At 59.1% G+C, this 24,187-nt stretch carries 31 protein-coding genes and 4 pseudogenes; 7 read left to right on the plus strand and 28 right to left on the minus strand.

Translation table 11 applies throughout. The features are described 5' to 3' along the window. Positions 1 to 101: pseudogene (locus tag SD70_RS37785) on the plus strand (polyprenyl synthetase family protein); the annotation flags it as partial. A gap of 112 nt (positions 102 to 213) precedes the next feature. Here the strand turns inward: SD70_RS37785 and SD70_RS40260 are convergent. The 19 genes and pseudogenes from SD70_RS40260 to SD70_RS08700 all read right to left on the minus strand — a co-directional run. After that, positions 214 to 438, minus strand: a pseudogene (locus tag SD70_RS40260) (polyprenyl synthetase family protein); the annotation flags it as partial. A gap of 50 nt (positions 439 to 488) precedes the next feature. Continuing rightward, a complete protein-coding gene (gene xseB, locus SD70_RS08615) occupies positions 489 to 749 on the minus strand; it encodes an exodeoxyribonuclease VII small subunit (RefSeq protein WP_041047195.1) in 261 nt (86 codons plus the stop codon). After that, entirely contained in the window at positions 742 to 2,103 is a 1,362-nt protein-coding gene (gene xseA, locus SD70_RS08620) for an exodeoxyribonuclease VII large subunit (RefSeq protein ID WP_041047196.1), read from the minus strand. The genes xseB and xseA overlap by 8 nt, the downstream gene beginning before the upstream one ends. Then, positions 2,100 to 2,972 carry a bifunctional methylenetetrahydrofolate dehydrogenase/methenyltetrahydrofolate cyclohydrolase FolD gene (gene folD / locus SD70_RS08625; RefSeq protein WP_041047197.1) on the minus strand — a complete coding sequence of 291 codons (873 nt, stop codon included), beginning with the start codon at positions 2,970 to 2,972 and terminating at the stop codon, positions 2,100 to 2,102. The genes xseA and folD overlap by 4 nt, the downstream gene beginning before the upstream one ends. A 23-nt stretch (positions 2,973 to 2,995) precedes the next feature. After that, positions 2,996 to 3,463 (minus strand): transcription antitermination factor NusB, encoded by a 468-nt coding sequence (gene nusB, locus SD70_RS08630; protein ID WP_041047198.1) that lies wholly within the window; start codon positions 3,461 to 3,463, stop codon positions 2,996 to 2,998. Positions 3,464 to 3,531: 68 nt separating this feature from the next. After that, positions 3,532 to 3,759, minus strand: coding sequence for a DUF2273 domain-containing protein (locus SD70_RS08635; protein WP_041047199.1), 228 nt, complete (start codon positions 3,757 to 3,759; stop codon positions 3,532 to 3,534). 12 nt (positions 3,760 to 3,771) lie between these two features. Beyond that, positions 3,772 to 4,332, minus strand: coding sequence for an alkaline shock response membrane anchor protein AmaP (amaP, locus tag SD70_RS08640; protein WP_041047200.1), 561 nt, complete (start codon positions 4,330 to 4,332; stop codon positions 3,772 to 3,774). Positions 4,333 to 4,427: 95 nt separating this feature from the next. Further along, complete coding sequence (locus SD70_RS08645) at positions 4,428 to 4,841, minus strand: Asp23/Gls24 family envelope stress response protein (protein WP_041047201.1); 414 nt, start codon at positions 4,839 to 4,841, stop codon at positions 4,428 to 4,430. 88 nt (positions 4,842 to 4,929) lie between these two features. Next, on the minus strand, positions 4,930 to 6,288 hold the full coding sequence (gene accC / locus SD70_RS08650) for an acetyl-CoA carboxylase biotin carboxylase subunit (protein WP_041047202.1): 1,359 nt from the start codon (positions 6,286 to 6,288) through the stop codon (positions 4,930 to 4,932). A gap of 24 nt (positions 6,289 to 6,312) precedes the next feature. Continuing rightward, a complete protein-coding gene (gene accB / locus SD70_RS08655) occupies positions 6,313 to 6,810 on the minus strand; it encodes an acetyl-CoA carboxylase biotin carboxyl carrier protein (protein WP_041047203.1) in 498 nt (165 codons plus the stop codon). 175 nt (positions 6,811 to 6,985) lie between these two features. Next, positions 6,986 to 7,783 (minus strand): SpoIIIAH-like family protein, encoded by a 798-nt coding sequence (locus SD70_RS08660; RefSeq protein ID WP_041047204.1) that lies wholly within the window; start codon positions 7,781 to 7,783, stop codon positions 6,986 to 6,988. Between the two features lie 18 nt (positions 7,784 to 7,801). Beyond that, a complete protein-coding gene (gene spoIIIAG / locus SD70_RS08665; RefSeq protein WP_041047205.1) occupies positions 7,802 to 8,446 on the minus strand; it encodes a stage III sporulation protein AG in 645 nt (214 codons plus the stop codon). A gap of 84 nt (positions 8,447 to 8,530) precedes the next feature. After that, positions 8,531 to 9,295, minus strand: a complete 765-nt coding sequence (spoIIIAF, locus tag SD70_RS08670; RefSeq protein ID WP_052487197.1) for a stage III sporulation protein AF — start codon at positions 9,293 to 9,295, stop codon at positions 8,531 to 8,533. A gap of 50 nt (positions 9,296 to 9,345) precedes the next feature. Continuing rightward, a complete protein-coding gene (gene spoIIIAE / locus SD70_RS08675) occupies positions 9,346 to 10,563 on the minus strand; it encodes a stage III sporulation protein AE (protein ID WP_052487198.1) in 1,218 nt (405 codons plus the stop codon). 19 nt (positions 10,564 to 10,582) lie between these two features. Beyond that, positions 10,583 to 10,972, minus strand: coding sequence for a stage III sporulation protein AD (gene spoIIIAD, locus SD70_RS08680; RefSeq protein ID WP_041047207.1), 390 nt, complete (start codon positions 10,970 to 10,972; stop codon positions 10,583 to 10,585). 8 nt (positions 10,973 to 10,980) lie between these two features. Next, positions 10,981 to 11,184, minus strand: coding sequence for a stage III sporulation protein AC (spoIIIAC, locus tag SD70_RS08685; protein WP_041047208.1), 204 nt, complete (start codon positions 11,182 to 11,184; stop codon positions 10,981 to 10,983). A gap of 14 nt (positions 11,185 to 11,198) precedes the next feature. Further along, entirely contained in the window at positions 11,199 to 11,714 is a 516-nt protein-coding gene (gene spoIIIAB / locus SD70_RS08690) for a stage III sporulation protein SpoIIIAB (protein ID WP_041047209.1), read from the minus strand. After that, a complete protein-coding gene (spoIIIAA, locus tag SD70_RS08695; RefSeq protein ID WP_082053224.1) occupies positions 11,711 to 12,793 on the minus strand; it encodes a stage III sporulation protein AA in 1,083 nt (360 codons plus the stop codon). Before spoIIIAA ends, spoIIIAB begins: the two co-directional genes overlap by 4 nt. Positions 12,794 to 12,932: 139 nt before the next feature. Continuing rightward, on the minus strand, positions 12,933 to 13,199 hold the full coding sequence (locus tag SD70_RS08700; RefSeq protein WP_041047210.1) for a YqhV family protein: 267 nt from the start codon (positions 13,197 to 13,199) through the stop codon (positions 12,933 to 12,935). 148 nt (positions 13,200 to 13,347) lie between these two features. Here SD70_RS08700 and SD70_RS08705 point away from each other — a divergent pair. From SD70_RS08705 to SD70_RS08715, 3 genes and pseudogenes are all read left to right on the plus strand, one after another. Beyond that, positions 13,348 to 14,198 (plus strand): annotated as a pseudogene (locus tag SD70_RS08705) (phosphosulfolactate synthase). Between the two features lie 70 nt (positions 14,199 to 14,268). Continuing rightward, the gene (locus SD70_RS08710; RefSeq protein WP_041047211.1) at positions 14,269 to 14,988 is read left to right on the plus strand and encodes a 2-phosphosulfolactate phosphatase; all 720 of its coding nucleotides are present in this window, start codon (positions 14,269 to 14,271) and stop codon (positions 14,986 to 14,988) included. A gap of 109 nt (positions 14,989 to 15,097) precedes the next feature. Then, positions 15,098 to 15,562, plus strand: coding sequence for a DUF441 domain-containing protein (locus tag SD70_RS08715; RefSeq protein WP_041047212.1), 465 nt, complete (start codon positions 15,098 to 15,100; stop codon positions 15,560 to 15,562). A gap of 85 nt (positions 15,563 to 15,647) precedes the next feature. Here SD70_RS08715 and SD70_RS33045 read toward each other — a convergent pair whose 3' ends face one another. Beyond that, a complete protein-coding gene (locus SD70_RS33045; protein ID WP_052487199.1) occupies positions 15,648 to 16,277 on the minus strand; it encodes a copper amine oxidase N-terminal domain-containing protein in 630 nt (209 codons plus the stop codon). Between the two features lie 119 nt (positions 16,278 to 16,396). Next, on the minus strand, positions 16,397 to 17,653 hold the full coding sequence (locus SD70_RS08725; RefSeq protein WP_041047213.1) for an aspartate kinase: 1,257 nt from the start codon (positions 17,651 to 17,653) through the stop codon (positions 16,397 to 16,399). A 135-nt stretch (positions 17,654 to 17,788) separates the two neighbouring features. Between SD70_RS08725 and SD70_RS08730 the strand changes: the two genes are divergently transcribed. Beyond that, positions 17,789 to 18,568 (plus strand): alpha/beta fold hydrolase, encoded by a 780-nt coding sequence (locus tag SD70_RS08730; RefSeq protein ID WP_041047214.1) that lies wholly within the window; start codon positions 17,789 to 17,791, stop codon positions 18,566 to 18,568. A 396-nt stretch (positions 18,569 to 18,964) separates the two neighbouring features. Here the strand turns inward: SD70_RS08730 and efp are convergent, their stop codons facing one another. The 5 genes from efp to SD70_RS37795 form a co-directional block, all read right to left on the minus strand. After that, a complete protein-coding gene (efp, locus tag SD70_RS08735; protein WP_041047215.1) occupies positions 18,965 to 19,522 on the minus strand; it encodes an elongation factor P in 558 nt (185 codons plus the stop codon). 18 nt (positions 19,523 to 19,540) lie between these two features. Continuing rightward, on the minus strand, positions 19,541 to 20,614 hold the full coding sequence (locus SD70_RS08740) for a M24 family metallopeptidase (RefSeq protein ID WP_041047216.1): 1,074 nt from the start codon (positions 20,612 to 20,614) through the stop codon (positions 19,541 to 19,543). A gap of 7 nt (positions 20,615 to 20,621) precedes the next feature. After that, a complete protein-coding gene (gene aroQ / locus SD70_RS08745) occupies positions 20,622 to 21,068 on the minus strand; it encodes a type II 3-dehydroquinate dehydratase (RefSeq protein ID WP_041047217.1) in 447 nt (148 codons plus the stop codon). A 116-nt stretch (positions 21,069 to 21,184) separates the two neighbouring features. Then, positions 21,185 to 21,553: a YqhR family membrane protein gene (locus SD70_RS08750; protein ID WP_052487200.1), complete on the minus strand. Its 369-nt coding sequence runs from the start codon at positions 21,551 to 21,553 to the stop codon at positions 21,185 to 21,187. Continuing rightward, a complete protein-coding gene (locus tag SD70_RS37795; protein ID WP_052487201.1) occupies positions 21,520 to 21,714 on the minus strand; it encodes a hypothetical protein in 195 nt (64 codons plus the stop codon). Before SD70_RS37795 ends, SD70_RS08750 begins: the two co-directional genes overlap by 34 nt. Positions 21,715 to 21,976: 262 nt before the next feature. Between SD70_RS37795 and SD70_RS08755 the strand changes: the two are divergent. Together SD70_RS08755 and SD70_RS08760 are read left to right on the plus strand one after the other, a co-directional pair. Then, a pseudogene (locus tag SD70_RS08755) lies at positions 21,977 to 22,847 on the plus strand (DUF1385 domain-containing protein). A gap of 26 nt (positions 22,848 to 22,873) precedes the next feature. Then, complete coding sequence (locus tag SD70_RS08760) at positions 22,874 to 23,128, plus strand: hypothetical protein (protein ID WP_041047218.1); 255 nt, start codon at positions 22,874 to 22,876, stop codon at positions 23,126 to 23,128. 121 nt (positions 23,129 to 23,249) lie between these two features. Here SD70_RS08760 and SD70_RS08765 read toward each other — a convergent pair whose 3' ends face one another. Both SD70_RS08765 and SD70_RS08770 read right to left on the minus strand, forming a co-directional pair. After that, positions 23,250 to 23,534: a hypothetical protein gene (locus tag SD70_RS08765; protein WP_041047219.1), complete on the minus strand. Its 285-nt coding sequence runs from the start codon at positions 23,532 to 23,534 to the stop codon at positions 23,250 to 23,252. A 306-nt stretch (positions 23,535 to 23,840) separates the two neighbouring features. After that, the gene (locus SD70_RS08770; protein WP_041047220.1) at positions 23,841 to 24,131 is read right to left on the minus strand and encodes a stage VI sporulation protein F; all 291 of its coding nucleotides are present in this window, start codon (positions 24,129 to 24,131) and stop codon (positions 23,841 to 23,843) included. Between the last annotated feature and the right edge of the window lie 56 nt (positions 24,132 to 24,187).

The following is a 24,187-nucleotide window of genomic DNA, read 5'->3' on the forward strand; positions in this document are numbered from 1 at the left end:
GGGCATTACTAAGCTCGAGGAGCTGGAATACATCCATACCCGCAAAACGAGCGATCTGATCGTCTTCTCGCTGCGGGCCGGCGGCCATATCGGCGGGGCCTTTTACAGCGTGGCGCAGGCGGCTCGAAAGCACGGAGTTTCGGCCGAGCGGGCTTTGGCTATCGCGGAGGAACTGGCGGTGTACGCCGGCGCGCGCGGCATGGTCGGCGGACAAGCCGGCAAATCGTCATGGATGAGCGAGTACGTGTGGATCATTTCTATGGCGCAAGCAACGGGCAGCGCAGCGTCACGCGCCGCTCCGAGCGCTTCGGCCGCAGCCAGCACGAGCACCGGGCGCAGCCGCTTCCCTCCGGCCATAAGCGAGTATTGCATCGACTCGCGCAGCGGGACCGGGATATCCCAGTCGGCGGGCAGCGATGCTTTCAGCGCTTGCTCCACAAGCAAGGCTTGCTCTTTGATGTATTGTTCAATCGATAAGGACAAGCTGGTCAATTCGGTTCACCTTTGTCTTCTGCGGCCGTCTGGAACGGTTTCTTCGTGACTCCGCATTCCCCTTCGACGAGCATTTCGATGCTGCGTTCCACTTGCTCCAGCTTTTGCCCGCACAGCAGAGACAGCTTCATTCCTTCCTGGTACAGCTCGATCGCTTGCTCGAGCGGAACGTCTCCGCTCTCCAGCTTCGCCACGATCGCCTCCAGCTTTTCGATCGCTTGCTCGAAGCTGATCGCCGTCGGTTGTTCGCTATTCATCCTTTTTCTCCTCCATGCCCCATACATGTGCTTGCAAACGTCCGTCCCGAAGCCGCACTTTAATGACATCCCCAATCTGGACGTTCACTACGGAATTGATCAGCTTCTTTTCCTTCTCGTCGTAGACGAGACTGTAGCCGCGCTGCATCACTTTAAGCGGGCTGAGTGCGTCGAGCTGTCGCACGAGCGACCCTACGTCGCGCCGCTTGCCGCGCACGAGCGATTGCATCGCGACCGCCAGGCGGCGCTGGGTGCTATCGGTGCGGCGGCGGGCAAAGACGATTTGCTCGCGCGGGTTGAACGCCGACAGCCGGCGCTCGAGCCGAAGGCTCGCCTGGCGTGCAGCTGCCGTACGCTCCCGCACGGCGTGGCGCAGCCGGTCGCGCAGCCGGTCCAGCCGCTCGGCGGGCTGCATGAGCAGCTGGCGGCGCGGATACTGCAAATACGGCGAACGGCGCAGCCGCTCCAACCGGTCGCGACGCCGCTGCAGCTGCCCGAGCAGCCCTTGGCTGAGCCGCTGCGACAAATAGTACAGCTGCTGCTTCAGCTCCAAATGGTGCGGCACCGCGAGTTCGGCGGCGGCGGTCGGCGTCGGCGCGCGAAGATCGGCGACGAAATCGGCGATGGTGAAATCGGTTTCGTGGCCTACGGCGGAGATGACCGGAATGCGCGATGCGGCGATGGCCCGCGCCACGATTTCTTCGTTGAACGCCCACAGCTCTTCAAGCGAACCGCCGCCGCGGCCGACGATCAGTACGTCGACTTCGGCGAGCGCGTTCATGAGCTCGATGCCTCTTACGACCGACGGCGCCGCCCCCGTTCCTTGCACGAGCGCGGGATATAGCAAAATCGGCACGATCGGATAGCGGCGCCGCAGCGTAATGATAATATCGCGGATGGCAGCACCGGTCGGCGAGGTAATGACGCCGATCGCCGCCGGGAAGCGCGGAATCGGCCGTTTGCGTTCTTTCGCAAACAGCCCTTCGCTTTCGAGCTTTTTTTTCAGCTGCTCGAACGCCAAATACAGATTGCCGATGCCGTCCGGCTGCATATGCGTAGCGTAAAACTGGTACTGCCCGTCCCGCTCGTATACGGATATGTTGCCGCGGGCGATCACTTTCGTGCCTTCGCGCGGGATAAACCCGAGCTTCTGATTATGCGATGCGAACATGATGCACTTCAGCCGGCTGTCCGCGTCTTTCAAGGTGAAATACATATGGCCGCTGGCGTGGTGCGTGAAATTGGATATTTCGCCGCGCACCCAGACGTCCTGCAGCGTATCGTCACCCTCGAGCTTCAGCTTGATGTAGCGGTTCAGCTCTTTAATCGAGAGGACTTGACGCTGCTGGTTCATCCGCCCACCGCCGCCTGGGCGCCGGCCGCCCGGCGGGCGGCGTGCAGCGTGTTGCGCAGCAGCATCGTGATCGTCATCGGGCCGACGGTGCCCGGAACCGGAGTAATGGCCCCGGCCACCTCCTTCACCGCCTCAAAATCGACGTCGCCGCACAGTTTCCCGCCTTCCGGGCGGTTCATGCCGACGTCAATCACGACCGCGCCCGGCTTCACGTGCTCGGCGCGGATCAAGTTCGCCCGCCCGACGGCGGCGACGAGAATGTCCGCCTGGCGCGTGACGGCAGCGAGATCCGGCGTGCGCGAATGGCATATCGTTACCGTCGCATGCTCGCGCAGCAGCAGCAAGGCCATCGGCTTGCCGACGATGTTGCTGCGGCCTACGACAACGGCATGTTTGCCGGCAATGTCGGCGCCGATGTATTTCAGCACCTCGATGACGCCGGCCGGCGTGCACGGCAGCATGCCCGGCTTGCCGATCGCCAAATTGCCGACGTTGACCGGGTGAAAGCAGTCGACGTCCTTATCCGGCATAATCGCGTCCACCACTTCTTCTTCATTGATATGGCCCGGGAGCGGGGATTGGACGAGAATGCCGTGCACGGCAGCATTGCGGTTAAGCGACTCGATGAGAGCCACAAGCTCGTCTTGCGTCGTCGCCTCCGGCAACCGGTGCACCTCCGAGTAGATGCCGACTTGCTCGCAAGCTTTCGCCTTGTTGTTGACATAAATTTGCGACGCCGGATCTTCGCCGACGATGACGACGGCAAGCCCCGGCCGCGTGCCGGCGGCTGTCAGCGCCTCGACCTCGCGCCGAATATTGTCGCGATATTCGGCGACGATTTGTTTGCCGTTAATGATTTGTGCGGTCATGGCCGATTCCCCTTCCACCTTTGTTACGGCTCTAGCTGCCGCGCGTATTTTCCTTTCAGTCCGTCCAGTTCCTTGATCATTTTGCCGAGCACGCCGTTGACGAACTTGCCCGATTCTTCGGTGCCAAAATGTTTGGCCAGCTCGATCGCTTCGTTCAGCGCGACTTTCGGCGGCACGTCGTCGCGGTACACCATCTCGTAAGCCGCCAGCCGCAGCACCTCGCGGTCGACCCGGGACAGACGGTCCATCTGCCAGCCTTTCAAATAATCGGACAGCATTTCGTCGATCGCGGCAACGTTCCTCCTCGTTCCCTCCACGAGCTCCTGCACGTACGCCGGCGACACTTTGTCGCCTCGGGTCGCGAGCTGTGCCTCGTTGTCGTGCTCCGCTTCGTGCACGGCCATAGCGACCGCTTCCTTCGCGGTCACTTCGTTCATTTCAATCTGGTACAAGCTTTGAATCGCAATCTCCCGCGCTACTCTGCGCCTCATGCCTGACTTCCTCCTCTGGCTTCACGCCTCACCGGGCAACAAAAAAATCCATGGAAGACCCAAGGATTTCAGCGGAACAATCTCCATTTGTCCGATAGCTGGCGCCATAGCTCCTGCAAGGGAAACAGTTCTTCCCGGTTGTCTACCTTCTTGCCGATATAATACCCTACGAAGGAAATAAAAGCAAATATGAGCATGTCCCAGAAGCCGAAAAACAAATAAATGAAGCCGCAAACGATGCCTGCGGCGGTGCCGACGGTTTTGCCCCGATGATGCTCCCACAGCTCATTCCACACGGAGCTTCACCTCTATTCCACACGGCTCTTGAACGTCGGCGCGGACTGCACGATATTGGCGACGAAGACCGTCACGGAAGCGACAGGAATTCCTGTAATTTCTTCCACCAGCTCCTTAACGGTGCGCTGCATATCTTCGGTCAATTCGGGAATCGACGTTTCGCCGTCGACGAGCGCGCGAATGACGATTTCAATTCCGGACGGGCTGACGCGGACGCGGGACTTCACGTCTTTGACGCCCCGGCTGCGGCTTGCCGCTTTCAGCGAAAGATTTTCCACCGTATCGAGCGAGATGCGAATGTCGCCGTAATCGGTCCGCTGATCGATGGACGGCGCTTGCGCGCGGCCTCGGCGCAGCGTAACGACCAGGAAGCGGATGCTGATGACGAGCACTAGAAGTCCAACGACGATAGCCGTATATGCTGTCGGCAGGTCGTGATACAGCTGGCGTACCGCCGCCAGCGCCTGCTGTTCCGGAATCCAGGAAAACGTAGCCACAAGCACGACCGCGGAGGAGATCAGGGTAATTAGAGTGAAGACGAATAGCAGGAGCCTGTCCAAAATTTTGACCACGAAGCTTGTCCCCTTCCGTGATTGTTTCAATCCGCGCTCTCGCGCAGGGAGCGACATTGAAAACCCCCTGACTGTCAGGGGTTTCGACATGCCGTTTATTTTACTCGTTGTACTGCAGGCTCTTCTTCGGCAGCCGGCTTCTCCGGGCTTTTGAACATAACGTCGTGGATATGGACGTTCACCTCGACTACATCGAGCCCCGTCATCGATTCGATCGCTTGCTTCACGTTCTTTTGGATGTCGCCGGCAACTTCGGGAATTCGAGTCCCGTACTCAATGACGATGGACACGTCGATCGCCGCTTCGCGCTGGCCGACATCGACCTTCACGCCTTTGGCCAAATTTTTGCGGCCGAGAAGCTCGGCAATGCCGCCTGCGAAACCGCCGCTCATGCCGGCTACGCCTTCCACCTCGATCGCCGCAAGCCCCGCGATGACCGCAATGACTTCCGGCGCAATCTGAATCGTGCCCATATCCGTCTTCTCGTAATCGGGAGCGATTGTGCTCATGCTAGCGCACCTCCTGATTGGTTTGAAACGCTCGTACTTATTTAATAACTATACCATTTCGGCAAAAATATGACAAACCCTTCAAGTTCTAAGAGTTCGGATCGTTTACGTCGTGCTCTTCCAGAAACTTGATATCGTGGGTGCCCGCCAAAAAGGTACGATGATCGAGCAGCTTCAAATGGAACGGAATCGTCGTGTGCACGCCTTCGATAGCGAATTCTTCGAGCGCGCGTTTCATCCGGGCGACGGCTTCGCCCCGCGTAGGCGCCCAAACGATCAGCTTCGCAACCATCGAGTCGTAGTGCGGCGAAATCGTATAGCCCGGATAAACGGCGCTGTCCACCCGCACGCCGTAACCGCCCGGCGGCAAATAAAATTTCACTTGTCCCGGCGACGGCATGAAATTGCGGTTCGGATCCTCGGCGTTAATGCGGCACTCGATCGACCAGCCGTCGATCTGCACATCGTCCTGCGTGAACGACAGCGGTTCGCCTTCGCCGATGCGAATCATCTCTTTGATCAGGTCGATGCCGGTAATCATTTCCGTCACCGGGTGCTCGACCTGAATGCGCGTATTCATTTCCATAAAATAAAACTTGCCGTCCGGTCCGAGCAAAAACTCCAGCGTCCCCGCGCCTGCGTAATCGACCGCTTTCGCCGCACGCACGGCGGCTTCGCCCATCTGGCGGCGCGTTTCCGGCGTCAAGATCGGGCACGGCGCTTCTTCCACGAGCTTCTGGCGGCGGCGCTGCACGGAGCAATCGCGCTCGCCAAGGTGCACGACGTTGCCGTGCTTGTCGGCGATGATCTGGATCTCGACGTGCTTCATGCCCGTCAAGTATTTCTCCAAATAAACGCCGGAGTTGCCGAAGTTCGCTTGCGCTTCCTGCTGCGCGACGGTGATTTGGGCGATGAGCGTCTCTTCGTCTTCGGCGATGCGGATGCCTTTGCCGCCGCCGCCGGCCGTCGCCTTGATGATGACCGGATAGCCGATGTCGCGGGCGATGGCGACGGCGTCCTCCACCGTTTCCACAAGGCCGTCGGAGCCGGGAATAACAGGCACCTTGGCCGCTTTCATCGTCTGCTTGGCGACCGACTTGTCCCCCATCTTCGTGATGGCGTCCGCGGACGGGCCGATAAACGTAACGCCGCACTGCTCGCATATTTCAGCGAAGTCCGCATTCTCCGACAAAAAGCCGTAGCCGGGATGGATCGCGTCCGTTTCGGTGAGCAGGGCCACGCTCATAATGTTCGTAAAGTTCAAGTAGCTTTCCTTCGAAATCGTCGGACCGATGCAGTACGCCTCGTCGGCGAGGCGGACGTGCAGAGCATCGCGGTCGGCTTCGGAGTAGACGGCGACCGTTTCAATGCCGAGCTCGCGGCAAGCGCGAATGATGCGGACGGCGATTTCCCCGCGGTTCGCCACCAAAATTTTGTGAAACTTCATTAGGTTCCCTCCTGAGGCTGACGCTTAATGAGGCTTGACCAGGAACAAGGGCTGCCCGTATTCGACGAGCTGTCCGTTCTCCACGAGAATGTCGACGATTTCGCCGTTCACTTCGGCCTCAATCTGGTTCATCAGCTTCATCGCTTCGATAATGCAGACGGTCGTCTTGTCGCTTACTTTCGAGCCGCGGGTGACGAACGGTGCGGCGCCCGGGGACGGCGCTGCATAGAACGTCCCGACCATCGGCGATACGATTTTATGTAAGCCGGCATCTTCTTCTCCGGAAGCGGCTTGGTCGGCTGCTGCGGCGGGCCCCCCGGCTGCAGCGGCCGGAGCAAACGGCGCCGGGGCGCTGACAACAGGCGTAAAGGTGTGCTGGGCAGCGGGCGCCACGATGACGGACTCCGTCTTGCCCGGCTTTCGGATCAGCAGGTGCGAGCCTTCATTTTCGATCTCCAATTCGTGCAAGGACGTTTGGTCCATCAATTTCATCAATTCTTTGATTTCGCTTAGCTTGAACACTAAAGGCTTCACTCCTTCAATATTTGTGAAGTCGGACACAACGGTAGTATTATAACCCACAAACGAAGGAAATGGAAAGAGCCCGTTTGGCGCGAAGGCGGCGAAACGGCTCTGCTGCAAGTTCGCATGCCGCTTGACGCCCTCGCGTTCGGCCGGGCTCCCGGGCGTTCGTCGCTTAAGGCAAGTACTGCACAACCACTTTATCTTGACCGATGCTCATTTCTTGCATCGTCAGATCGACGATCGCCACCGCTTGCGCAGCGGTCAGCTTCTCCGCCTGCACCGCCACTTTATATTTCTCTCCGTCTTTTGTCACAACCGCATTCGGATATTGCTTCGTCAGCTGCGACTCCAGATTTTGCATTTTCGTATTCATGTCCTGCAGCTTTTGCAGGTCGTTGTACGCTTTCTCCAGGTTTTGCGTGGACTCTTTGGAGCTGGACGTAATGCTCATGAGCTGTTCCGTCTGCTTGGAAACCTCTTCGTCGCGCTTCAGCTGCTGGTCGGCGAAGTAGTTGCTGCCGCTAAGCGCCGCGCTCGTCATCGTGTCGAGCACTTGCGCATCCGTTTTCGCTTTGTCGGCGTTGCCCGTTTGCGCCGTCTTTTGGCCGCTCGCCGTTTTATCGGTCGCTTTGGCGTCGGGTGCTTTGGAACCGGTCGCTTTGGCGTCAGGCGCCGTCGCTTTCGCATCCGGGGCCGTCGTCTTCCCATCGGCCGCTTTGCCGTTCGCTTGCGCCGTCTGCTGGTTCGGATCCGGCTTCACTTCCACTTTGGCGGTGTCTTTGCTGTCCACTTTGGCGCCGTTTGGATCTTTCAAATCGATCGCTACCGGCGTGCCGACGCTTTTATCGCTGCCGCTCGCCGTCGTCACGTCGACCTTCGAAGTGTCTTCCGTGAACAAGTAGTAGGCGGACAATACCACCATCAGGCTCAGCATCGATACTAACCAAATCGTTTGTCTTTTTGCGTTCATTGTTACTACCTCCTTAGGTTATTGGGATTGTTTCCTCGGCAGGATGGAGATGCGGTGCGCCGGTACGTCCAGCCCGCGTTCGACCGCCTCGGCGATCATCTTCTTCACGACGGCGTTCTCCGCGCCTTTGGCGACGACGAGCACCCCGCGAATTTTCGGCTTAATATATTTCGTCACGAGCGGCTGCTGGGCGCCGGACACTTGGTACAGCACCACTTCGCCGCTGCTCGTCACTTCGGTGATGTTGCGGTTCGCGCCGTTTTGGTCTTTCTCGTTCGTGACCTGCTGCGTGTTTTTCACGTTTTTCTCGACGTCCACCTCTTCGGTCGACTCGATCGTGACGAGCACTTCGACGTCGCCGACGCCTACAATTTTGCGCAAAATGTCTTGCAGCTGCGATTCGTACGCCTGCTCGTACTCGCGAAACCTGGATGCGTCTTTGGCGCCCGAACCGAAGGCCGGCTGGCTCGGCTGCGCAGGCGGCGGCCCGGCGCCTCCTTGGCTGATCGGCTCGAGCTTCGTCACGTTGACGAAGGAGCTGAGGATCATGATCGCTGCGCCGATCAGGGCGATGATCAGAAGCCAGAGGAAAGGCCGCGACCGTTTCGATCCGTTCGGTCCGCCTCCGAACCGCTGCTCCAACCAATTCATGAATTTTCCCATTGCTTCTAGTCACCTCACTTAGGGTAAGTGCCTCGGGGCTCCGCTCCGCGCTCGGCATTGTCGGCTTATTCGCCATCGGTTCCGCTAAGAAGCGTGCGCGTCGCCGGAGTAGAGCACGTGGACCCGATCCGGCGAGAGCTGGTACTCTTTGACGAGAACTCGGGAGACGGCAGTCTGGTCCTGGCGGTACGGCGCGGGCAGCACGCCCCCCGCGGGGGCGGCGGCTGCCGATGTATGATCATCCGAGCCGCTGCCGATGCGGATTCGCACCGGGTCGACCGGTTTGATTTCGATAGCTAACGGCTTGCCAATCTGTCCTGCCGTCCCGCCGGAAGATGCATCCGGTTTGGCGCTATCTCCGACTGCGGCGGCCGGCGGCTGCGGCGGGCCAAGCGTGACCCGGACGTTCTCGATATAAGGCTTGTCGCGCTTGTCCGTGCCGGTCGTAACTTGTACGGCCGTAATCGGCAGCTCCGTCTCGCCTTGCAGGCGATCCTTGATTTGCGCCGCCAGCTGCGTTTCGACGAGCCGTTTTTCCTGCTGCGCGTTCACAGCTTTCAGCTGCTCCGCTTGGCGCTGGATCGCCTCCAGCGATGGCATCGCCCCGCCCGCTTGAGCGGCGGCAGCCATGCGCGCTTCCTGATCTCCGACTAGCGCGAACAGCTTCTCCGGCTGCCAACTGCGCTGAAATAACTGGATGAGCGGGGACAGCAGCGTCAGCAGCACGAACAAGCTCATGACGGTGCGGACATAGCGCTGCATCGCGGAGTTCGGCAGCAGCAGATCGACGAAAGTCGCGAGCATAATGACAGTAATGACCGTTTTCAGCCAGACGCTCATGCCCAGCATCCGCTTCCCCTCCCCCCTAATGAATATAGCCCCTTCCCGAGTAAGGCCGCTTATCGCGCCAACAGCGTCATGTTGCCGGCCGTGATCATCATCGTGATCGCCAGGAAGAACATCAAGCCGACAACGGCGAGCGCGGCGAACACGGCGATGAGGCTTTTGCCGATCGTCTGCAGGCACTTGATCATCGGCGAGTTGCCGAGCGGCTGCAGCATCGCGCCGGAAACGTTGTAGATGAGCGCGAGCGTAATGATCTTGAGCGCCGGGAACGCGCACAGCAGCAAAATGATGACAACCCCGACCAAGCCGACGGCGTTCTTGACGAGCATCGAGGCGCCGATTACCGTCTCCGAAGCGTCCGAAAACATGCGCCCTACCACCGGCACGAACGTGCTCGTGACGTATTTCGCCGTGCGCACCGCCACCCCGTCGGCGATCGCCCCCGACGTGCTTTGCACCGAGATGACGCCGAGGAACACCGTCACGAACGCTCCGAGTGCGCCGATGCTGACGTTTCGCAGCAAATCGGCAAGCTGCGTCACCTTGTACTTGTCCGTTATAGAACTAACCATATGCAGCACCGCCGAAAAAAAGAGCAGCGGAAATACGATCAAATAAATGGCCGTGCCGACCGTATGCACCATAAACACGATCATCGGGTGCAAAATCGTGACCGAAGCCACCCCGCCGGTCGACGCCAGCAGCGTGAGCAGCAGCGGCACGATGGCGAGCATGAACTGAATCATGTCGGCGATCGCCGTCTTGGCATACCCGATCGCCACGCTGAACGAATTGACCGCGATAATGACGAGCACCATGAACGAAATAGCGTAAGCGATTTTGCTTACCGTGTTGCGCTCGAACGAGCTTTGCAGCGTCTCCAGCAAAATGCTGAACACGGTCAGCACCATAATCGAACCGAGCAGCTTGCCGCTGACGATAATTTCGTGGAACAGGTAGCGCAGCAAACCTTTCAGTATATGGTCAAGCTGCAGCCTTTGGCCGCCGGCCAGCAACTCCATCAAGCTTGGCACCCTGATTTCCGGGAAGTAGCCGCCGTACTGCTTCATCAGCTTGTTCCAATAGTTCTCGATCTGCGTCGTGTCGAGCTGGCTCGCCTGCTCGCGCACGATCGCGTCGCCCGCCGCAGCGCCGGGTTCGGCCGCAAGCCCAGGCAAAGGGGCTGCGAAGAACGCAAGCCATAGCGTCAGCGCGAGCAGCACGAGCGCAGCCGGCATTCGGGTTCGACTCAAGTGCGCGGCACCTCCCATAGCTTCCCGGCTCTAGCGCCTAGACAGGCAGCAGCTTGATCACCGTTTGTATAATGACGGTGATGATCGGAATCGCCATCACCATGATGAGAATTTTGCCGGCGAGCTCGATTTTGGCGGCGATCGACTCTTGCCCTGCGTCGCGCACGACTTGCGCGCCGAACTCGGCAATGTAGGCGATGCCGATAATTTTGAGTATCGTCTTGAGAAAAACCAGGTTGATGTTCGACTTGACGGCTAAATCCTCCAGCATATGAATGACGGCTGAAATTTTGCCGATTAAGAACAGGAATATGACGATGCCGGTGAACGTTGCGAGCAGGAAAGCGAACATCGGCTTCTGCTCCTTGACGATGAGCACGAGGACGGTGGCGAGCAGCCCTACTCCGACAATTTGGATCATTTCCACGGCGTCACCTACTGGAACAGAAAGATCGTTTTGATTTCCTTGAACAAATTGTCGAGCATGCTGACCACCATGAACAGTACGACGACGAAGCCGATGACCGTCACCCAGTGGGCCATGTCTTCCTTTCCCATCTGCTTGAGCACCGTATGGATCATTGCGATGATGATGCCGATGCCGGCAATCTGGAAAATGGCGTTCACATCCACGTTCATCTAGGGCACCCCACTTAATACATCAAAATGACGATGAGAGCTCCGACCAGAACGCCCAAACTGCGCCACATCGTCTCGTACCGCTTCTGCTCTTCGCGCGCGGTTTGTTCCTCCGCCTTCAGCTGGGCGGCGGCGAGCTTCAAATGCTTGGCCTGGTCGGTGCGGTCCGAGAGGCCTAGCGCCAGCCCGAGGCGGGTGAACGCCTCGAATTCGGGCTCCTTCATCGCCGACCGCTTCCAGACGCGCTCCGCCTCCTCCCGCCACAGCTCGCCGAGCGGCGTTTGCGGGCGCTGCGCGAGCGCTGCGGCCACGCCTCCGAGCAGCGGGCCGACCGGCTCCGCCGCGGCGGCGGAAAGCCGCCGCAAAGCTTCCGGCAGCGGCGTGGAGCCATAGACGATCTCCGTCTCAAGCCGCTGCAGCGCCGAGATCAGCTCGCGGATTTGGCGCGGCCGGCGGGCAAACTGCAGCGCCTGAAAAAAGCCGAACAGCGTGGCGGCGAGCAGCACCAGAGCGGCGCCAAGCAGCTTCACCTCGCACTCGCCCCCTTTCGCTCATCGCCGTTCTGCGCCGTTGCGGCGGCAGGCCGATATCCGGCTCCGGCGGAAAGGCCGCCGGCCCAGCCGGATGTCGCGAACAGCCGCCTGCCTTGCTCGTCCCAGACGGCGCCTTGCAGCGGCTCCCCCGGCTTTCGCCGCAGCGTGACGATGCGGCGAAACGCCCCCTCGCCAAGCAGCTCGCGCAGCGCCGGCCGCCGCCGCACATCGTCGAGATCGTTACCGTGCGCCGTAGCCGCGACGCGGATGCCGGCGTGGATCGCCTCGCGCACAGCTGCGGCGTCCTCGGGCCGCCCGAGCTCGTCGGCGACGAGCACTTCAGGCGACATGGAGCGGATCAGCATCATCATCCCTTCCGCCTTCGGGCAGCCGTCCAGCACGTCGGTACGGGGGCCGAGATCGAAGCGCGGCGCGCCTTGCACGCATGCGGCCAGCTCGGAGCGCTCATCGACGACGCCGACTTTGAGTCCCGGCCGGCTTGCCGCGGGGCCATTCCCCCAAGCTCCCGGCGGCCACTCACCCGCGCTGACAATACGGGCCAGGTCGCGGGCGAACGTCGTCTTTCCGTGCTGCGGCGGCGACACGATCAGCGTGTGGTGAAGCGTCGCGGCGCCGATATCGAGTAGGCTCGGCACGAACGGCTTGGCGACGCCGACGACTTGCCGGGCGATGCGAAAATTGTACGAGCCGACGTCGCGCTGCAGCCGGACGCGCCCGCCCTCGAGCACCGCCCTGCCGGCTAGGCCGACGCGGTGGCCGCCGGGAATCGTAATGTAGCCGAGCCGCAGTTCCTCCTCATACGAATAAGCCGAATGGTTCGTCAGCAGCTCCAGCACCGCCGCGCAGTCGCTGCGCGTCGGCATGTACGCCTCATTCGGCCGGCCTGTCAAAACGCCGCCGGGAGCGACGAACCGGCTGCCGCCGGAGAGGCGCAGCTCGAGCGGGCGATTTTCGCGCACCCGGATTTCTTCCAGCTGCTCCGCCAACGCAGGCCAGACGGGACGCAAGATCCGCTGCAGCGAATCCGGCATATAGGAGAGTATCGCTTCCGGCATCCCAGGCCTCCTTCCCGTCCGCACCGCGGCCGCGGGAGCCGGGGCCCGTCCCTCTCCGCCTGCGCAGGCCGGACTGCGACATATGGAATAAGATCAGATATCCTATCCTATGACGCTATTAACGAAATATGCCGGTTTCTTATTTTTTGAGAATGCCGATAAAGATGCAGCTGACGCCAGCCAGCACCCATATCATTTTGCCGAATGATAGTTTCTCGGCGATGCCTACAAGACCGATCGTCGTCGTTGTCAGCAGCACGAGGGGACCGACGAGCGCAAGTCCCGAGTTGACGAGCAGCGCTTTCTCGACTTGATTGAAACGGAGCATGAGCAGCGCCGCGATAATTTCGATGCTGCCTGACATCATGCGCAGCGTCGCCATGCTCATGACGATCTTGTTGATCATGGATTTCTCTCCTTTTCATGCGAAAATAAAGGTTTGTACCACTGTATGCGGGCTCGTCTCTTTTTAGGCATGATGGGCACCTCCCTATTTGCGGATGCATATGATGAACCCGTGAACCCCATCTTGTGACAGTGAGGAGATTGACGGCATGGAAGTAACCTCCTTTCCGACCTGGGTCGCGGCGCTGACCGACCCGACCGGACGCAGACAGGCGAAGCCGAGAACGGCGGGGAAAACGATGGTGATTGACAAGGGGCTCGGCCTCCACGCTTTCGAAGACTTGCTGCAAACGGCAGGCCCCCACATCGATATGATCAAAATCGGGTTCGGCACGTCTCCCCTCTATCCCGCTGCGCTGCTGCGCAAAAAGATCGACATGGCGAAAGCAAACGGCATCAGCATTTATCCCGGCGGCACATTCCTGGAGGTAGCCATTGCGCAGCAAGAAATCGACGCGTACTTCGATACGGTGCTTGCTCTTGGCTTTACCGGCCTGGAGGTGTCCGACGGCACGATTGAATTGGAGCGCGGACTGCGCAGCGAGCTGATCCGGAGAGCGTCCGGGAGGGCCTCTCCGTGTTTACCGAATACGGCAAAAAAGGCTGGGGCTCGAAAATAGAGCTCGAGGAGCTGATTGAGACCGTGCGGCTCGATCTGCTCATGGGCGCCGAGCTTGTCACCATCGAAGGCCGGGAGTCGGGCGCCGGAGTCGGCATTTACGACGAAAACGGGAAATGCAAGGACGATGAGCTTGAGCTTGTGCTGGGGGCTATTCCGAGCCGCGACGTGCTGCTGTGGGAAGCGCCGCAAAAGCACCAGCAAGTGCATCTGCTGCAGCTGCTCGGACCGGAAGTCAATCTCGGCAACATCCCGGCCGGCGACATTGTGGCGCTTGAAGCGCTGCGGCGCGGTTTGCGTTCGGATACGTTCGCATTCGGACATATGCCGCCTGCGGACGCAGAACCGGACCGTCCGGCAAGCGGCGCGAAGCCTAAGTAGATGTCGCCTGTCGGCAGCCGACCGCAGTCCAATGGCTGCGGCGGAGCCAGGCTGAAAGGAGGGGAAACGAATGCAAGTGGATGTAATCGGCACCGTCGCGGAGGCGACGACGGACGATTTGCAGCACAGGACCGTCATCGTTATTGATGCGCTGCGCGCCACAAGCACGTTGACGACCGCGCTCGCGCACGGCGCCAGCGGCGTCGTCCCCGTCGAGACGGTGCAGCAGGCGAAGCAAGAGCAGCGCCCGGGCGACCTGCTCGGAGGCGAACGGTTCTGCAAAAAAATTCCCGGCTTCGACCTCGGCAACTCGCCGATCGAATACGAGCTTAATGCGGTGCGCGGCAGGCGCATTATTATGACGACGACGAACGGGACGCGCGCCATTCAAAAGTCGCAGCGGGCGAGCCGCGTGCTGGCTGGCTCGTTCCTGAACGGCCGCGCCTGTGCCGCCGCCGCCTTCGGGCTGCAGCGCGACGTGACGATTTTGTGCGCGGGGACGCAAGACGTGTTTTCCTGGGAAGACGGGTTGTGCGCGGGGATGATCGCGGAGGAGCTGCTCACGTTCACCGAAGCGGGGCTGAACGACCTCGGTCTGGCGCTGCTCGCCGGTTACCGCCACGAGCAAGGGGACATCGCTTCGGCGCTGCTGGCGACGGCGAGCGGCAAACGGCTCGCCAGGCTCGGCTTTAAGGATGACGTGCTGTTCTGCTCGCAGCGGAACGCGTTCGACCTCGCCCCCGTATTGCAGGACGGCGTGCTCGTGCCGTTGGCGCTGGCGGCCCGCTAGCTCGCAGCCTAATTTGTATATCGGAACGGCTCGAGCATACGGGCCGTTCTAATCCTTGTCTCCCGTTCATACGATGTAGGGACGAAGTCGGGGGACAAGGGGTTATCGCATGAACGGCAATGTGCTGCTCGTAATTTTAATCTTGATCGGACTGCTCGGCCGGTCGCACATCATTACGACGGCAGCGTGCGTGCTTCTCATCGTCAAGCTGATCAGTCTGGACCGCTACTTGCCGTCGATCGAGCGGCGCGGTCTGGAGCTCGGGCTGCTGTTTTTGACGATGGGCGTGCTCGTGCCTTTCGCCAGCGAGCGCATTAACGCGAAGGACGTGCTAAGCGTATTTACGACGTGGCCCGGCATTATCGCGCTGATCGGCGGCGCCGCCGCCACGTATATGAACGGCAAAGGGCTGGAGCTGTTAAAAATCGACCCGCAGCTCATCGTCGGACTCGTGATCGGGTCGATTTTCGGGATTGTATTTATGCGCGGCATTCCGGTCGGCCCGCTTATGGCGGCGGGAATTACGGCGTTTTTGCTCAAGGTGTTCACGCTTGTGGCGGACAAGCTCAAGTGACGGCAATAGCTTGAGCGGCGTGTGACTGCTTGCGAAAATGCCCCTGAAAGTGCCCGTAGAGCACTTGCAAAGGCATTTTTTCGCGTTACTTGAGTTCGATCGGAATCTGCTGGATATTGTTGTATGTATGCCCGTCCGTAGAGCCGTCTATCACGAATTCGACGGTTTTGATTTCGTCCAGATCGCCGCTTACTTCGACGACGATGTTTCCCTTTTTCACTTTATCGTAGACAACTGCGCCGTCCAGATCGTCCGAATAGTTGACAGGCTTGCTGATGTCGACAGTTTGCTGCTGGTTGATTCTGATTTTCCCCTGTGTCGGATTCCATTTCAACCGCGAAGCTGCCGAATCGATGCTCACATCGAAAATGAGAGCGTGTATGGGATGATCGGTTTTCTCGTTTTGGAACGCCGTGTCCAATGTGACTGCGGATATTTTCATCCGTGCGTCTCCGGACCATATGACGGAATTGACTTTGTACGTCTTCGTTTTTTTGATGCTGATCGTGCGGGTCGCATTGTCCCAGTTCACGTCCATCCCGAGCGCTTCCGAGACGGCGCGCAAAGGAACGTAGCTAGACCCGTCAATGATCCGTACGTCGGCGTTCACCTGTTTGCCGTGAACGAGCAGCCGAATGTCGGAAGCCGCGTACACGCCTGCGCCGAAGGCCGTCAAAGCAATTCCGGCCATGCCGGCTATCGCAATCTTTTTCACAAGTGTCCCCTCCTGTCCATATGCCTGTATTCTACCAAATATATGAATCTCCTGAACATAGCAAAAATCCCTGCCGGCCGCCGTGAAGCTGCCAGCAGGGACTAACGCCGTTGCTTTGGTTATCTCCGCTCTTGCGGACCGCCGACGAACGCTTGCTTCGTCGTGTCGAGAGCGAACGCGGTGTGTAGGGCGCGCAAGACGTCGTTCAGATGGTCCAGTTTGATGACGCAGGACATTTTGATTTCGGACGTGCTGACGAGCGAGATCGATACGCCGAGGGCGGAGATCGTCTCGAACATTTTCGCCGCTACTCCCGGAGTGCTGACCATTCCGGCGCCGACGATCGATACTTTGACCACGTTCGTCTCGTGCGTCGCTTCGCGGTAACCGATGTCCGGCTGGATGCTTTCGATGACAGCCAGCGCCTTGTCGAGATCGGTCAATGCCGTCGTGAACGAGAAATCGGCCGCACCGGCAATAACGCCGCTCTGCACGATGATGTCGACGTCGATCTGCTCCTTCGCCAGCGCCGTGAACACCTTCGCCAGTTGGCCCGGCTTTTCCGGCACTCCGAGAATGCTGATTCTTGCGACGTTTTTATCGTAAGCGATGCCGCGCACGACAATTCCTTGTTCCATAACCGCTTCCTCCTTCACATGGGTGCCTTCGTTATTCGTAAAGCTGGACCGCACGACAAGCGCGACGTTGTAGTTTTTCGCGTATTCGACCGCGCGCGGGTGAAGGACGGCCGCCCCGAGGTTGGCCAGCTCCAGCATTTCGTCGTACGAGATTTCCTTCAGCTTGCGCGCTACCTTTACGACCCGCGGGTCTGTGGAATATACGCCGTCGACGTCGGTGTAGATTTCGCACAAGTCGGCTTTAATCGCCGCCGCCAGCGCCACCGCCGTCGTATCCGAGCCGCCGCGGCCGAGCGTCGTAATTTCGCCTTCACTTGTCATGCCTTGGAAACCGGCGACAATGACGACCTTGCCTTCCTCGGCCGAACGCAGCACGCGCTCCGGCTTGATCTCGGTAATGCGCGCCTTGCCGTGCACCGCTTCGGTATACATGCCCGCCTGCCAGCCCGTATACGACACGGCCGGCACGCCGAGGCTTTGGATCGCCATCGACAGCAGCGCCACCGACACTTGCTCGCCGGTCGTGAGCAGCATGTCCATTTCGCGCGCCGCCGGCGTCCCTTCGCATATTTGCTTCGACAGATCGATCAGATCGTCGGTCGTGTCGCCCATGGCGGATACGACGACGACGATCCGGTTCCCCTCTTGTTTGCGTTCCGCTATCCGTCTTGCGACCCGTTTCATCCGCTCCGCGTCGCCGACCGAGCTGCCGCCGAATTTCATTACGATAAGCGCCAAAGCTGCTTCACTCCCAATCGCTCACATTCACAATCAAGAAAACATTATAGCATAACCGCCCGAACTTGTGGGAACAAAAAAACAAGTCTACAATGAAAAGATAGGAAAAAACTAGCGATTTGAGGAGGCAGGCGGATGGATTCGAATAATAGTGCAATCAAGCTTCATTACCGCGAACGGGGACAAGGGGAGCCGCTCGTGCTGCTGCACGGATTCCCGCTCGATAGTTCGATGTGGGAAGACCAACTGGACGGTTTGGCCGACCGGTTTCGCGTCATAGCTCCGGATCTGCGCGGGTGCGGCCAATCGGAGGCGACCGAGCGGACGAGTATGGAGGAAATGGCCGATGACGTCGCGGCGCTGCTTGCGCGCCTCGGCATTCAACAGGCGATCGTCGCCGGCTTCTCGATGGGCGGCTATGTTCTGTTTGCGCTGCTGCGCCGCCATCCCGAGCTTGTGCGCGGGATCATTTTGTCCAACACGAAAGCGGAGCCCGACACCGAGGAAGGGAAAGCCGGCCGCGTCAACATGGCCGAGGCGATCCGCGAGCAAGGCGCCTCCGCCGCCGAAACGGCGATGACGCCGAAGCTGCTGTCGCCCGATGCCCCGGACGAGCTGCGGCAGCGGCTGCAGCGCACGATGCTGGCGCAAAAGCCGGAAGGTCTCGCCGCTTGCGTGCTGGCGATGGCGGACCGTCCCGATTCGAGCGGGCAGCTTGCCGGCATCCGCGTCCCGACGCTCGTCATCGGCTCGGACGGCGATACGATCATCCCGTTCTCCCTCTCCGAAGCGACCGCCGCCGCCATTCCGGGCGCTGCGCTGAGCCGCATCGACGGCGCGGGGCACGCGTCGAACGTCGAGCAGCCGGAGCAGTGGAACGCCGCGGTGCGGAGCTGGGCGGAAAGGATACTCTAAAAACACGAGTGTCCCACCCCATGCTCTCACGCTGGGAACAACCGTCATTTCTAAAAAAAATATAGTACGAGAAATAGTCCACGAATGGCGAGATGTAAAAAGTACAGCTTATTGAAGAAAATCAACGAAAAAGTTGAAATCACATGTATTTTGTACGTCAATTTCAGGTTCAAATGCTAAAACGAAGCCATTTCGTCGAATTTGACTGCACTTTTTTGCATCTCGCACATGCTTTCTCACTGTCTTCATCACTTTGGGATGCACGTTTTGCAGCTCAAGGATACCTGCATGCAAAAAAGTGACAGTTGACGGTCAGGCTCGATCAACTTCCCAAAATAAAAACTCCGCTCGATATCGGATATCGATGCGGAGTTTTTGTGCTGCGAGCTACAGCCGTTACGCGCGGGAAATGTAGTTGCCTTCGTTGGTGCCGATCAGCAGCACGTCGCCTTCGTTGATGAAGAGCGGCACCTGCACGTTCAGGCCGGTTTCCAGCTTGGCGTTTTTCGTCGCGCCGGTTGCCGTGTTGCCTTTGATGCCCGGCTCGGTTTCCACGACTTTCAGCTCGACCGAGTTCGGCAGCTGGATGCCGAGAATTTCGCCTTGATACTGGGCGATTTTGATCATCATGTTTTCTTTCAGGAAGTTGATTTCCCATTCCAGCTGCTTCTTGTCAAGCGTAATCTGGTCGTACGTCTGGTTGTCCATGAACGTATATTCGTTGCCTGTGTTGTACAGGAACTGCATTTCGCGGTGCTCGATTTGCGCGCGCGATACGTTCTCGCCGGCGCGGAACGTGCGCTCGACGATGTTGCCGTTGCGCAAGTTTTTGAGCTTGGAACGGACGAAGGCGGCGCCTTTGCCCGGTTTGACGTGCTGGAAATCGATGACGGTAAACAAGTCGCCATCCACTTCGATCGTTAAGCCTGTCTTGAAATCGTTGACGGAAATCACTGGAGTTCCTCCTGACGGTTAGTCGAGTATGATAAGTTGCTTGGTTGATTGGGTTAAGATGCGGATGCCGCTGTCCGTGAAGACGATATCGTCTTCGATGCGCACGCCGCCGAATCCGGGCAAGTAGATGCCGGGTTCGACCGTCATCGTCATACCGGGCTCGAGCACCGTTTCGTCCAGCCTGGACAGCCGCGGCGCTTCGTGAATCTCCATCCCGAGGCTGTGCCCGGTGCCGTGTCCGAAGTTGTCGCCGTAGCCGTACTTCTCAATAATATCGCGGGCCAGCGCATCGCCTTCGCGCCCGGTCATGCCGGGCTTCAGGCCGTCCAGGCAAGCGAGCTGCGCTTCAAGCACCTTGTCGTAGATGTCGCGGTGCTTTGCGGTCGGCTTGCCGAGCACGACGGTGCGCGTAATGTCGGAGCAATAACCTTTATAATACGCGCCGAAGTCGAGTTTGACAAATTCGTCCTTCTGCAGCACCCGCTCGCTCGCTCTGCCGTGCGGCAGGGCGGACCGTTCGCCGGAAGCTACGATCGTGTCGAACGAGGTGGAAGTGCCGCCGTTTTGGCGGATAAACATTTCGATTTCCAGCGCGATGTCCAGCTCCGTAACGCCGGGCTTCAGCTTCGTCAAAATGTAGCTGAACGTGCGGTCCGCAAGCTCAGCCGCTTCCCGCATAATGCGCAGCTCGCCTTCGTCCTTGTACATGCGCAGCTTCTCGACGACGCCGTCCGTCGGTACGAGCGTTATGCCCGGCAGCGCTGCGACATAGTTTTGATAGGCGCCGAAGGAGACGTGCTGCTGCTCGAAACCGAGCTTCGTTACGCCCGCCGCCTGGAGCAGCTCGAGTATCGTGGCAGCCGGCTTCGCCGCATGCTCGATAATTTCGTAGTCCGGCGCTTGCTGATGCGCTTGCGTCACATAGCGGAAGTCCGTAAGCAGCATCGCTCTTTGCTGCGTGACAAGCACGTAGCCGGACGATCCGGCGAACCCGGTCAAATATGTCCGGTTTACGCCGCTCGCCACGAGCAGCGCGTCGATCTGCAGCTCGATTATTCGCTGGCGCAGCTTTTCCAATCGCTGTTGATGCATCGTGATATCACCCGTTCTTTTCGGTGAAATGGCGGTGCAGCGCCCGCAGGCCGAGCTCATAGCCGAACCCGCCGAATCCGGCGATCTGGCCGACGACGACGGGCGCCGTCACCGAGTGATGGCGAAACTCTTCACGCTTATGAATGTTCGATAAATGCACTTCCACCGCAGGCAGCTGTACAGCTGCGAGCGCATCGCGGATCGCATACGAATAATGGGTGAACGCGCCCGGATTGATAACGATGCCGTGCGCCGTTCCGTACGCCTGATGGATGCGGTCGATCAGAGCGCCCTCGTGGTTCGACTGGAAAAACTCCAGTTCAAGGCCAAGCTCCGCAGCAAGCGCCAACAGGCGCTGCTCGATCGTGCGCAGCGAGTCGCTCCCATAGACGCCGGGCTCGCGAATGCCGAGCATATTCAAGTTCGGGCCGTTCAATACGAGCACCTTGTTCACCGGATTTCCCCCTACCCGTGCGCTACCCGCGCTTTTACCGAAGCCCATTTTACCATAAGTTGCTTCCCTGTGTATAGCCCGCTCCGCTCGCCTTTCTCAAAGAGCCGCCCCCTCCGTCACTTGAGGACTTTACCCAACAACCCGTCCGGATCCTGATCTCTCTTCTCTTCTTTCGTAAACTCGACGGCAATCGAATATCCGATAAAAAGTCCCCACAACACGAACAAGCACAAATCGGTGATAAGCGTGGTCCAGCCGAGCTTCTGCACCGGAGGCAGCATTCCGGCCACTGGCCCGAACAGCAGGTAAAGAAAAACCCACCACAGCACCCCGTACAGCAACCCCGGCCACGGCCCCTTCACTTTGCGCAGTATCGCTGCGTACAATATGCCAGCGGCGGCCGAAAACAGCGTAAAAAACATCCAGCCGACAACGCCGCCCCACACCGTTGTCAAAAAATCGTGCTTGAAAAAATATTCGACCAAAAACCGGGCACCACATCGGTCAACCTGAAATAATACTCGAAGATGCGGACCGCCCCCCAAATGATCCCGGCAAACAACCCGATGTATGCCCCGAACCGCAGCGGGTTCGTCGGCTCTGCGCCTTCCTCTGCGCTGCGGTGTTTCACGAATGTATCGACCATAATTCGATTTCCGCTCCTTGCCTACGAATAATTTGCAGCCACGGTCCGCCGCAGCGGCAAAAGATCGGCGGCGATGGCAGCGATTAGTATGCGCAGGATGCCATTCCCGTAACCGCGGCGGTAGCAATCGGGGCCGGAATTCGCTACAATAGAAGCATCCTGAAGCATTCATTCCGCTCATTCCATCATACGACCAGAAGAGGTGTCCACCTTGTCTCAACCTACAGCTGTATACGGCGGCCAAGCCGTCATTGAAGGCGTCATGTTCGCCGGCCGCAGCGTTCATGTGACGGCCGTTCGCCGCAAAGACCAATCGATCGAGTTTCTGGAAGTGCCGAAGCAGGAAGCGGGCTGGGTAAAGTCGCTCAAAAAAATCCCGTTCGTGACGCGGCATCGTAGGCATTATCGAAGCGAGCGCCAAAGGCGCCCAGCATCTCAACTTTTCCGCAGAGAAATACGCCGAAGGGGAAAACGACGGCGAAGCGAGCGAGGCGAAAACCGGCTTCAGCCTGTCGATGCTGCTCGGCGTCGCCTTCGTCGGCGTCCTGTCGTTCCTGTTCGGCAAGTTCGTCTTCACCCTGGTGCCGGTCTTTATCGAGCAGGTGCTGTTTTCCCACTTGTTCCAGAGCCGTGTCGGGCATACGCTGCTGGAAGGGCTTATCAAAATCATTTTGCTTATCGGCTACATTTACGCAATCTCGCTGACGCCTATGATCAAGCGGCTGTTTCAATACCACGGCGCCGAGCATAAAGTGATTTCCGCCTACGAAGCCGGCGTCGAGCTGACCGTCGAGAACGTGCAAAAATTCAGCACGCTCCACTACCGGTGCGGCTCCAGCTTCATCGTTTTCACCGTCATCGTCGGCGTCGTCATCTACTCGTTTTTCCCGTACGACTCGCTTCTCCAGCGCATCGTGCAGCGGCTCGTGCTGCTGCCGGTCGTCATCGGCGTCTCGTACGAAGTGCTGCGCTTTACGAATTCGCTGCGCGAAGTACCAGTGCTGCGCTTTCTCGGATATCCCGGGCTATGGCTGCAAAAGCTGACAACGAAGGAACCCGACAATTCGCAAGTGGAAGTATCGATCGCTTCGTTCAACCGGATGCGGGAAGCCGACGGCCTCAAAGCGAAATAAGGAGTCGAAAGGAAGGAGGCAGAGCCATGAGAAACCGGTTTTCCGTCGGATCCTATATCGTGTTTGCGCTCATCGCGATCGGGCTGCTCGTTAACTTTACTTACTTCTTTATCCCGATCGTTGTGCTCGGCACCATTTTCCTGCTGTACAAATATCCGCCTTCCTCCTGGCGCAAAGTGACAATGTACCGCAAGGACGACCGCAAGCGGCGCAACTCGCGGTTTCGCGTCATCAACGGATCGAAGCGGGACGGCTACGACGAGCCGCCGCGCTACCACTGAGCGCCGCTAGGATAAACGCCTTACGCCGTCCATAAGGACGAGCGCGTTTCTGACAACGTGAAAAATCGCTCCGCAGCCGCCGTCACGGCGTTGCGGAGCGATTTTTTTGCGAAGCCCGACATTATCCGGCGACTTTCCCGCCGGCCTCGCCAACGATTCTGTCCGCGAAGCTTTTGATCGTCGCGCAGCCGAGAAGCATCGGCTTCGATACGCAAGTAAGCATCAGCGTTCCGCTCCGAGCATCCCAGCCGTACCGAAATCCGACCTGCATGCCCGCCACCCTGATGGCGAAGCTGCCCGAAGGCGCTCCCGGAATCGCGAACCCTTGCCGCCGCCCAACCGCCTGGAGCGTCTGGAAGACGCCCTGCGTCACGTTGCGATACGTCCATGTGCTGCATGCCTCCATCTTTACCAGTCCCCTCGTCTCGACCTTCACTACAATTGTATGAGGGGCTGCTTGACCATGGTGACAACGAATCGGACGCTTCGATTTCGCGCTAAGCATATGGAACAAATCGCCGATACACCCCGCCGGAGCAGGCTGATTTGCACCCGTCCGATGTCGCGCGTGAGCCGGATCGTGCTCTTGTAGTGCTTTACAAGAGGCGGCAATGGAGGGCGTTTCCGCTGTTCCCGTCTACAGACACACGTATTCCGTGCTGCTTAAGCGTCCGCCTGACGGCGTGCAGGTCTTCCGTCAACCTATTCAGCATCAGCGGCGGAACATGGTGTACAGTTTAAGCAAATGCAGCGTATTGTTCGGGTCGATTTGCTGGCTGACGATGAAATTCGTCATCAGTTCCACCTGGTCGGGAGGTATCGGTTCGCCGAGCGTATGCGACACGCGGCCGATCAGCCTGCGCACCGTCGTTTTGTTTTGCAAGTCCTCCCGCGTCACTCCTTCCGCCAGCCGTTTGACGCGTTCCCGCGCCGGACGCTGCTTTGCCTTCTTTTTCAGCCGCTCGACCAGGCGCCGATCGATGCCATATTGCTCGTAATTCATCGTCACCACCTCCGCTCTTTCTATCGTATGAGCGGAGTGACGACGAATTGCCCGCT

This window comes from Gordoniibacillus kamchatkensis (assembly GCF_000829455.1).
Lineage (GTDB): Bacteria > Bacillota > Bacilli > Paenibacillales > NBRC-103111 > Gordoniibacillus > Gordoniibacillus kamchatkensis.

Bases quoted from the DNA above. Each gene is read 5' to 3' on its own strand.
- xseB (WP_041047195.1), bottom strand. From the start codon at position 749: ATGAATAGCGAACAACCGACGGCGATCAGCTTCGAGCAAGCGATCGAA.
- xseA (WP_041047196.1), bottom strand. From the start codon at position 2,103: ATGAACCAGCAGCGTCAAGTCCTCTCGATTAAAGAGCTGAACCGCTAC.
- folD (WP_041047197.1), bottom strand. From the start codon at position 2,972: ATGACCGCACAAATCATTAACGGCAAACAAATCGTCGCCGAATATCGC.
- nusB (WP_041047198.1), bottom strand. From the start codon at position 3,463: ATGAGGCGCAGAGTAGCGCGGGAGATTGCGATTCAAAGCTTGTACCAG.
- SD70_RS08645 (WP_041047201.1), bottom strand. From the start codon at position 4,841: ATGAGCACAATCGCTCCCGATTACGAGAAGACGGATATGGGCACGATT.
- accC (WP_041047202.1), bottom strand. From the start codon at position 6,288: ATGAAGTTTCACAAAATTTTGGTGGCGAACCGCGGGGAAATCGCCGTC.
- SD70_RS08660 (WP_041047204.1), bottom strand. From the start codon at position 7,783: ATGAACGCAAAAAGACAAACGATTTGGTTAGTATCGATGCTGAGCCTG.
- spoIIIAG (WP_041047205.1), bottom strand. From the start codon at position 8,446: ATGGGAAAATTCATGAATTGGTTGGAGCAGCGGTTCGGAGGCGGACCG.
- spoIIIAF (WP_052487197.1), bottom strand. From the start codon at position 9,295: ATGCTGGGCATGAGCGTCTGGCTGAAAACGGTCATTACTGTCATTATG.
- spoIIIAE (WP_052487198.1), bottom strand. From the start codon at position 10,563: ATGGGAGGTGCCGCGCACTTGAGTCGAACCCGAATGCCGGCTGCGCTC.
- spoIIIAC (WP_041047208.1), bottom strand. From the start codon at position 11,184: ATGAACGTGGATGTGAACGCCATTTTCCAGATTGCCGGCATCGGCATC.
- spoIIIAA (WP_082053224.1), bottom strand. From the start codon at position 12,793: ATGCCGGAAGCGATACTCTCCTATATGCCGGATTCGCTGCAGCGGATC.
- SD70_RS08700 (WP_041047210.1), bottom strand. From the start codon at position 13,199: ATGATCAACAAGATCGTCATGAGCATGGCGACGCTGCGCATGATGTCA.
- SD70_RS08710 (WP_041047211.1), top strand. From the start codon at position 14,269: ATGCAAGTGGATGTAATCGGCACCGTCGCGGAGGCGACGACGGACGAT.
- SD70_RS08715 (WP_041047212.1), top strand. From the start codon at position 15,098: ATGAACGGCAATGTGCTGCTCGTAATTTTAATCTTGATCGGACTGCTC.
- SD70_RS08730 (WP_041047214.1), top strand. From the start codon at position 17,789: ATGGATTCGAATAATAGTGCAATCAAGCTTCATTACCGCGAACGGGGA.
- SD70_RS08740 (WP_041047216.1), bottom strand. From the start codon at position 20,614: ATGCATCAACAGCGATTGGAAAAGCTGCGCCAGCGAATAATCGAGCTG.
- SD70_RS37795 (WP_052487201.1), bottom strand. From the start codon at position 21,714: ATGGTCGATACATTCGTGAAACACCGCAGCGCAGAGGAAGGCGCAGAG.
- SD70_RS08760 (WP_041047218.1), top strand. From the start codon at position 22,874: ATGAGAAACCGGTTTTCCGTCGGATCCTATATCGTGTTTGCGCTCATC.
- SD70_RS08765 (WP_041047219.1), bottom strand. From the start codon at position 23,534: ATGGAGGCATGCAGCACATGGACGTATCGCAACGTGACGCAGGGCGTC.
- SD70_RS08770 (WP_041047220.1), bottom strand. From the start codon at position 24,131: ATGAATTACGAGCAATATGGCATCGATCGGCGCCTGGTCGAGCGGCTG.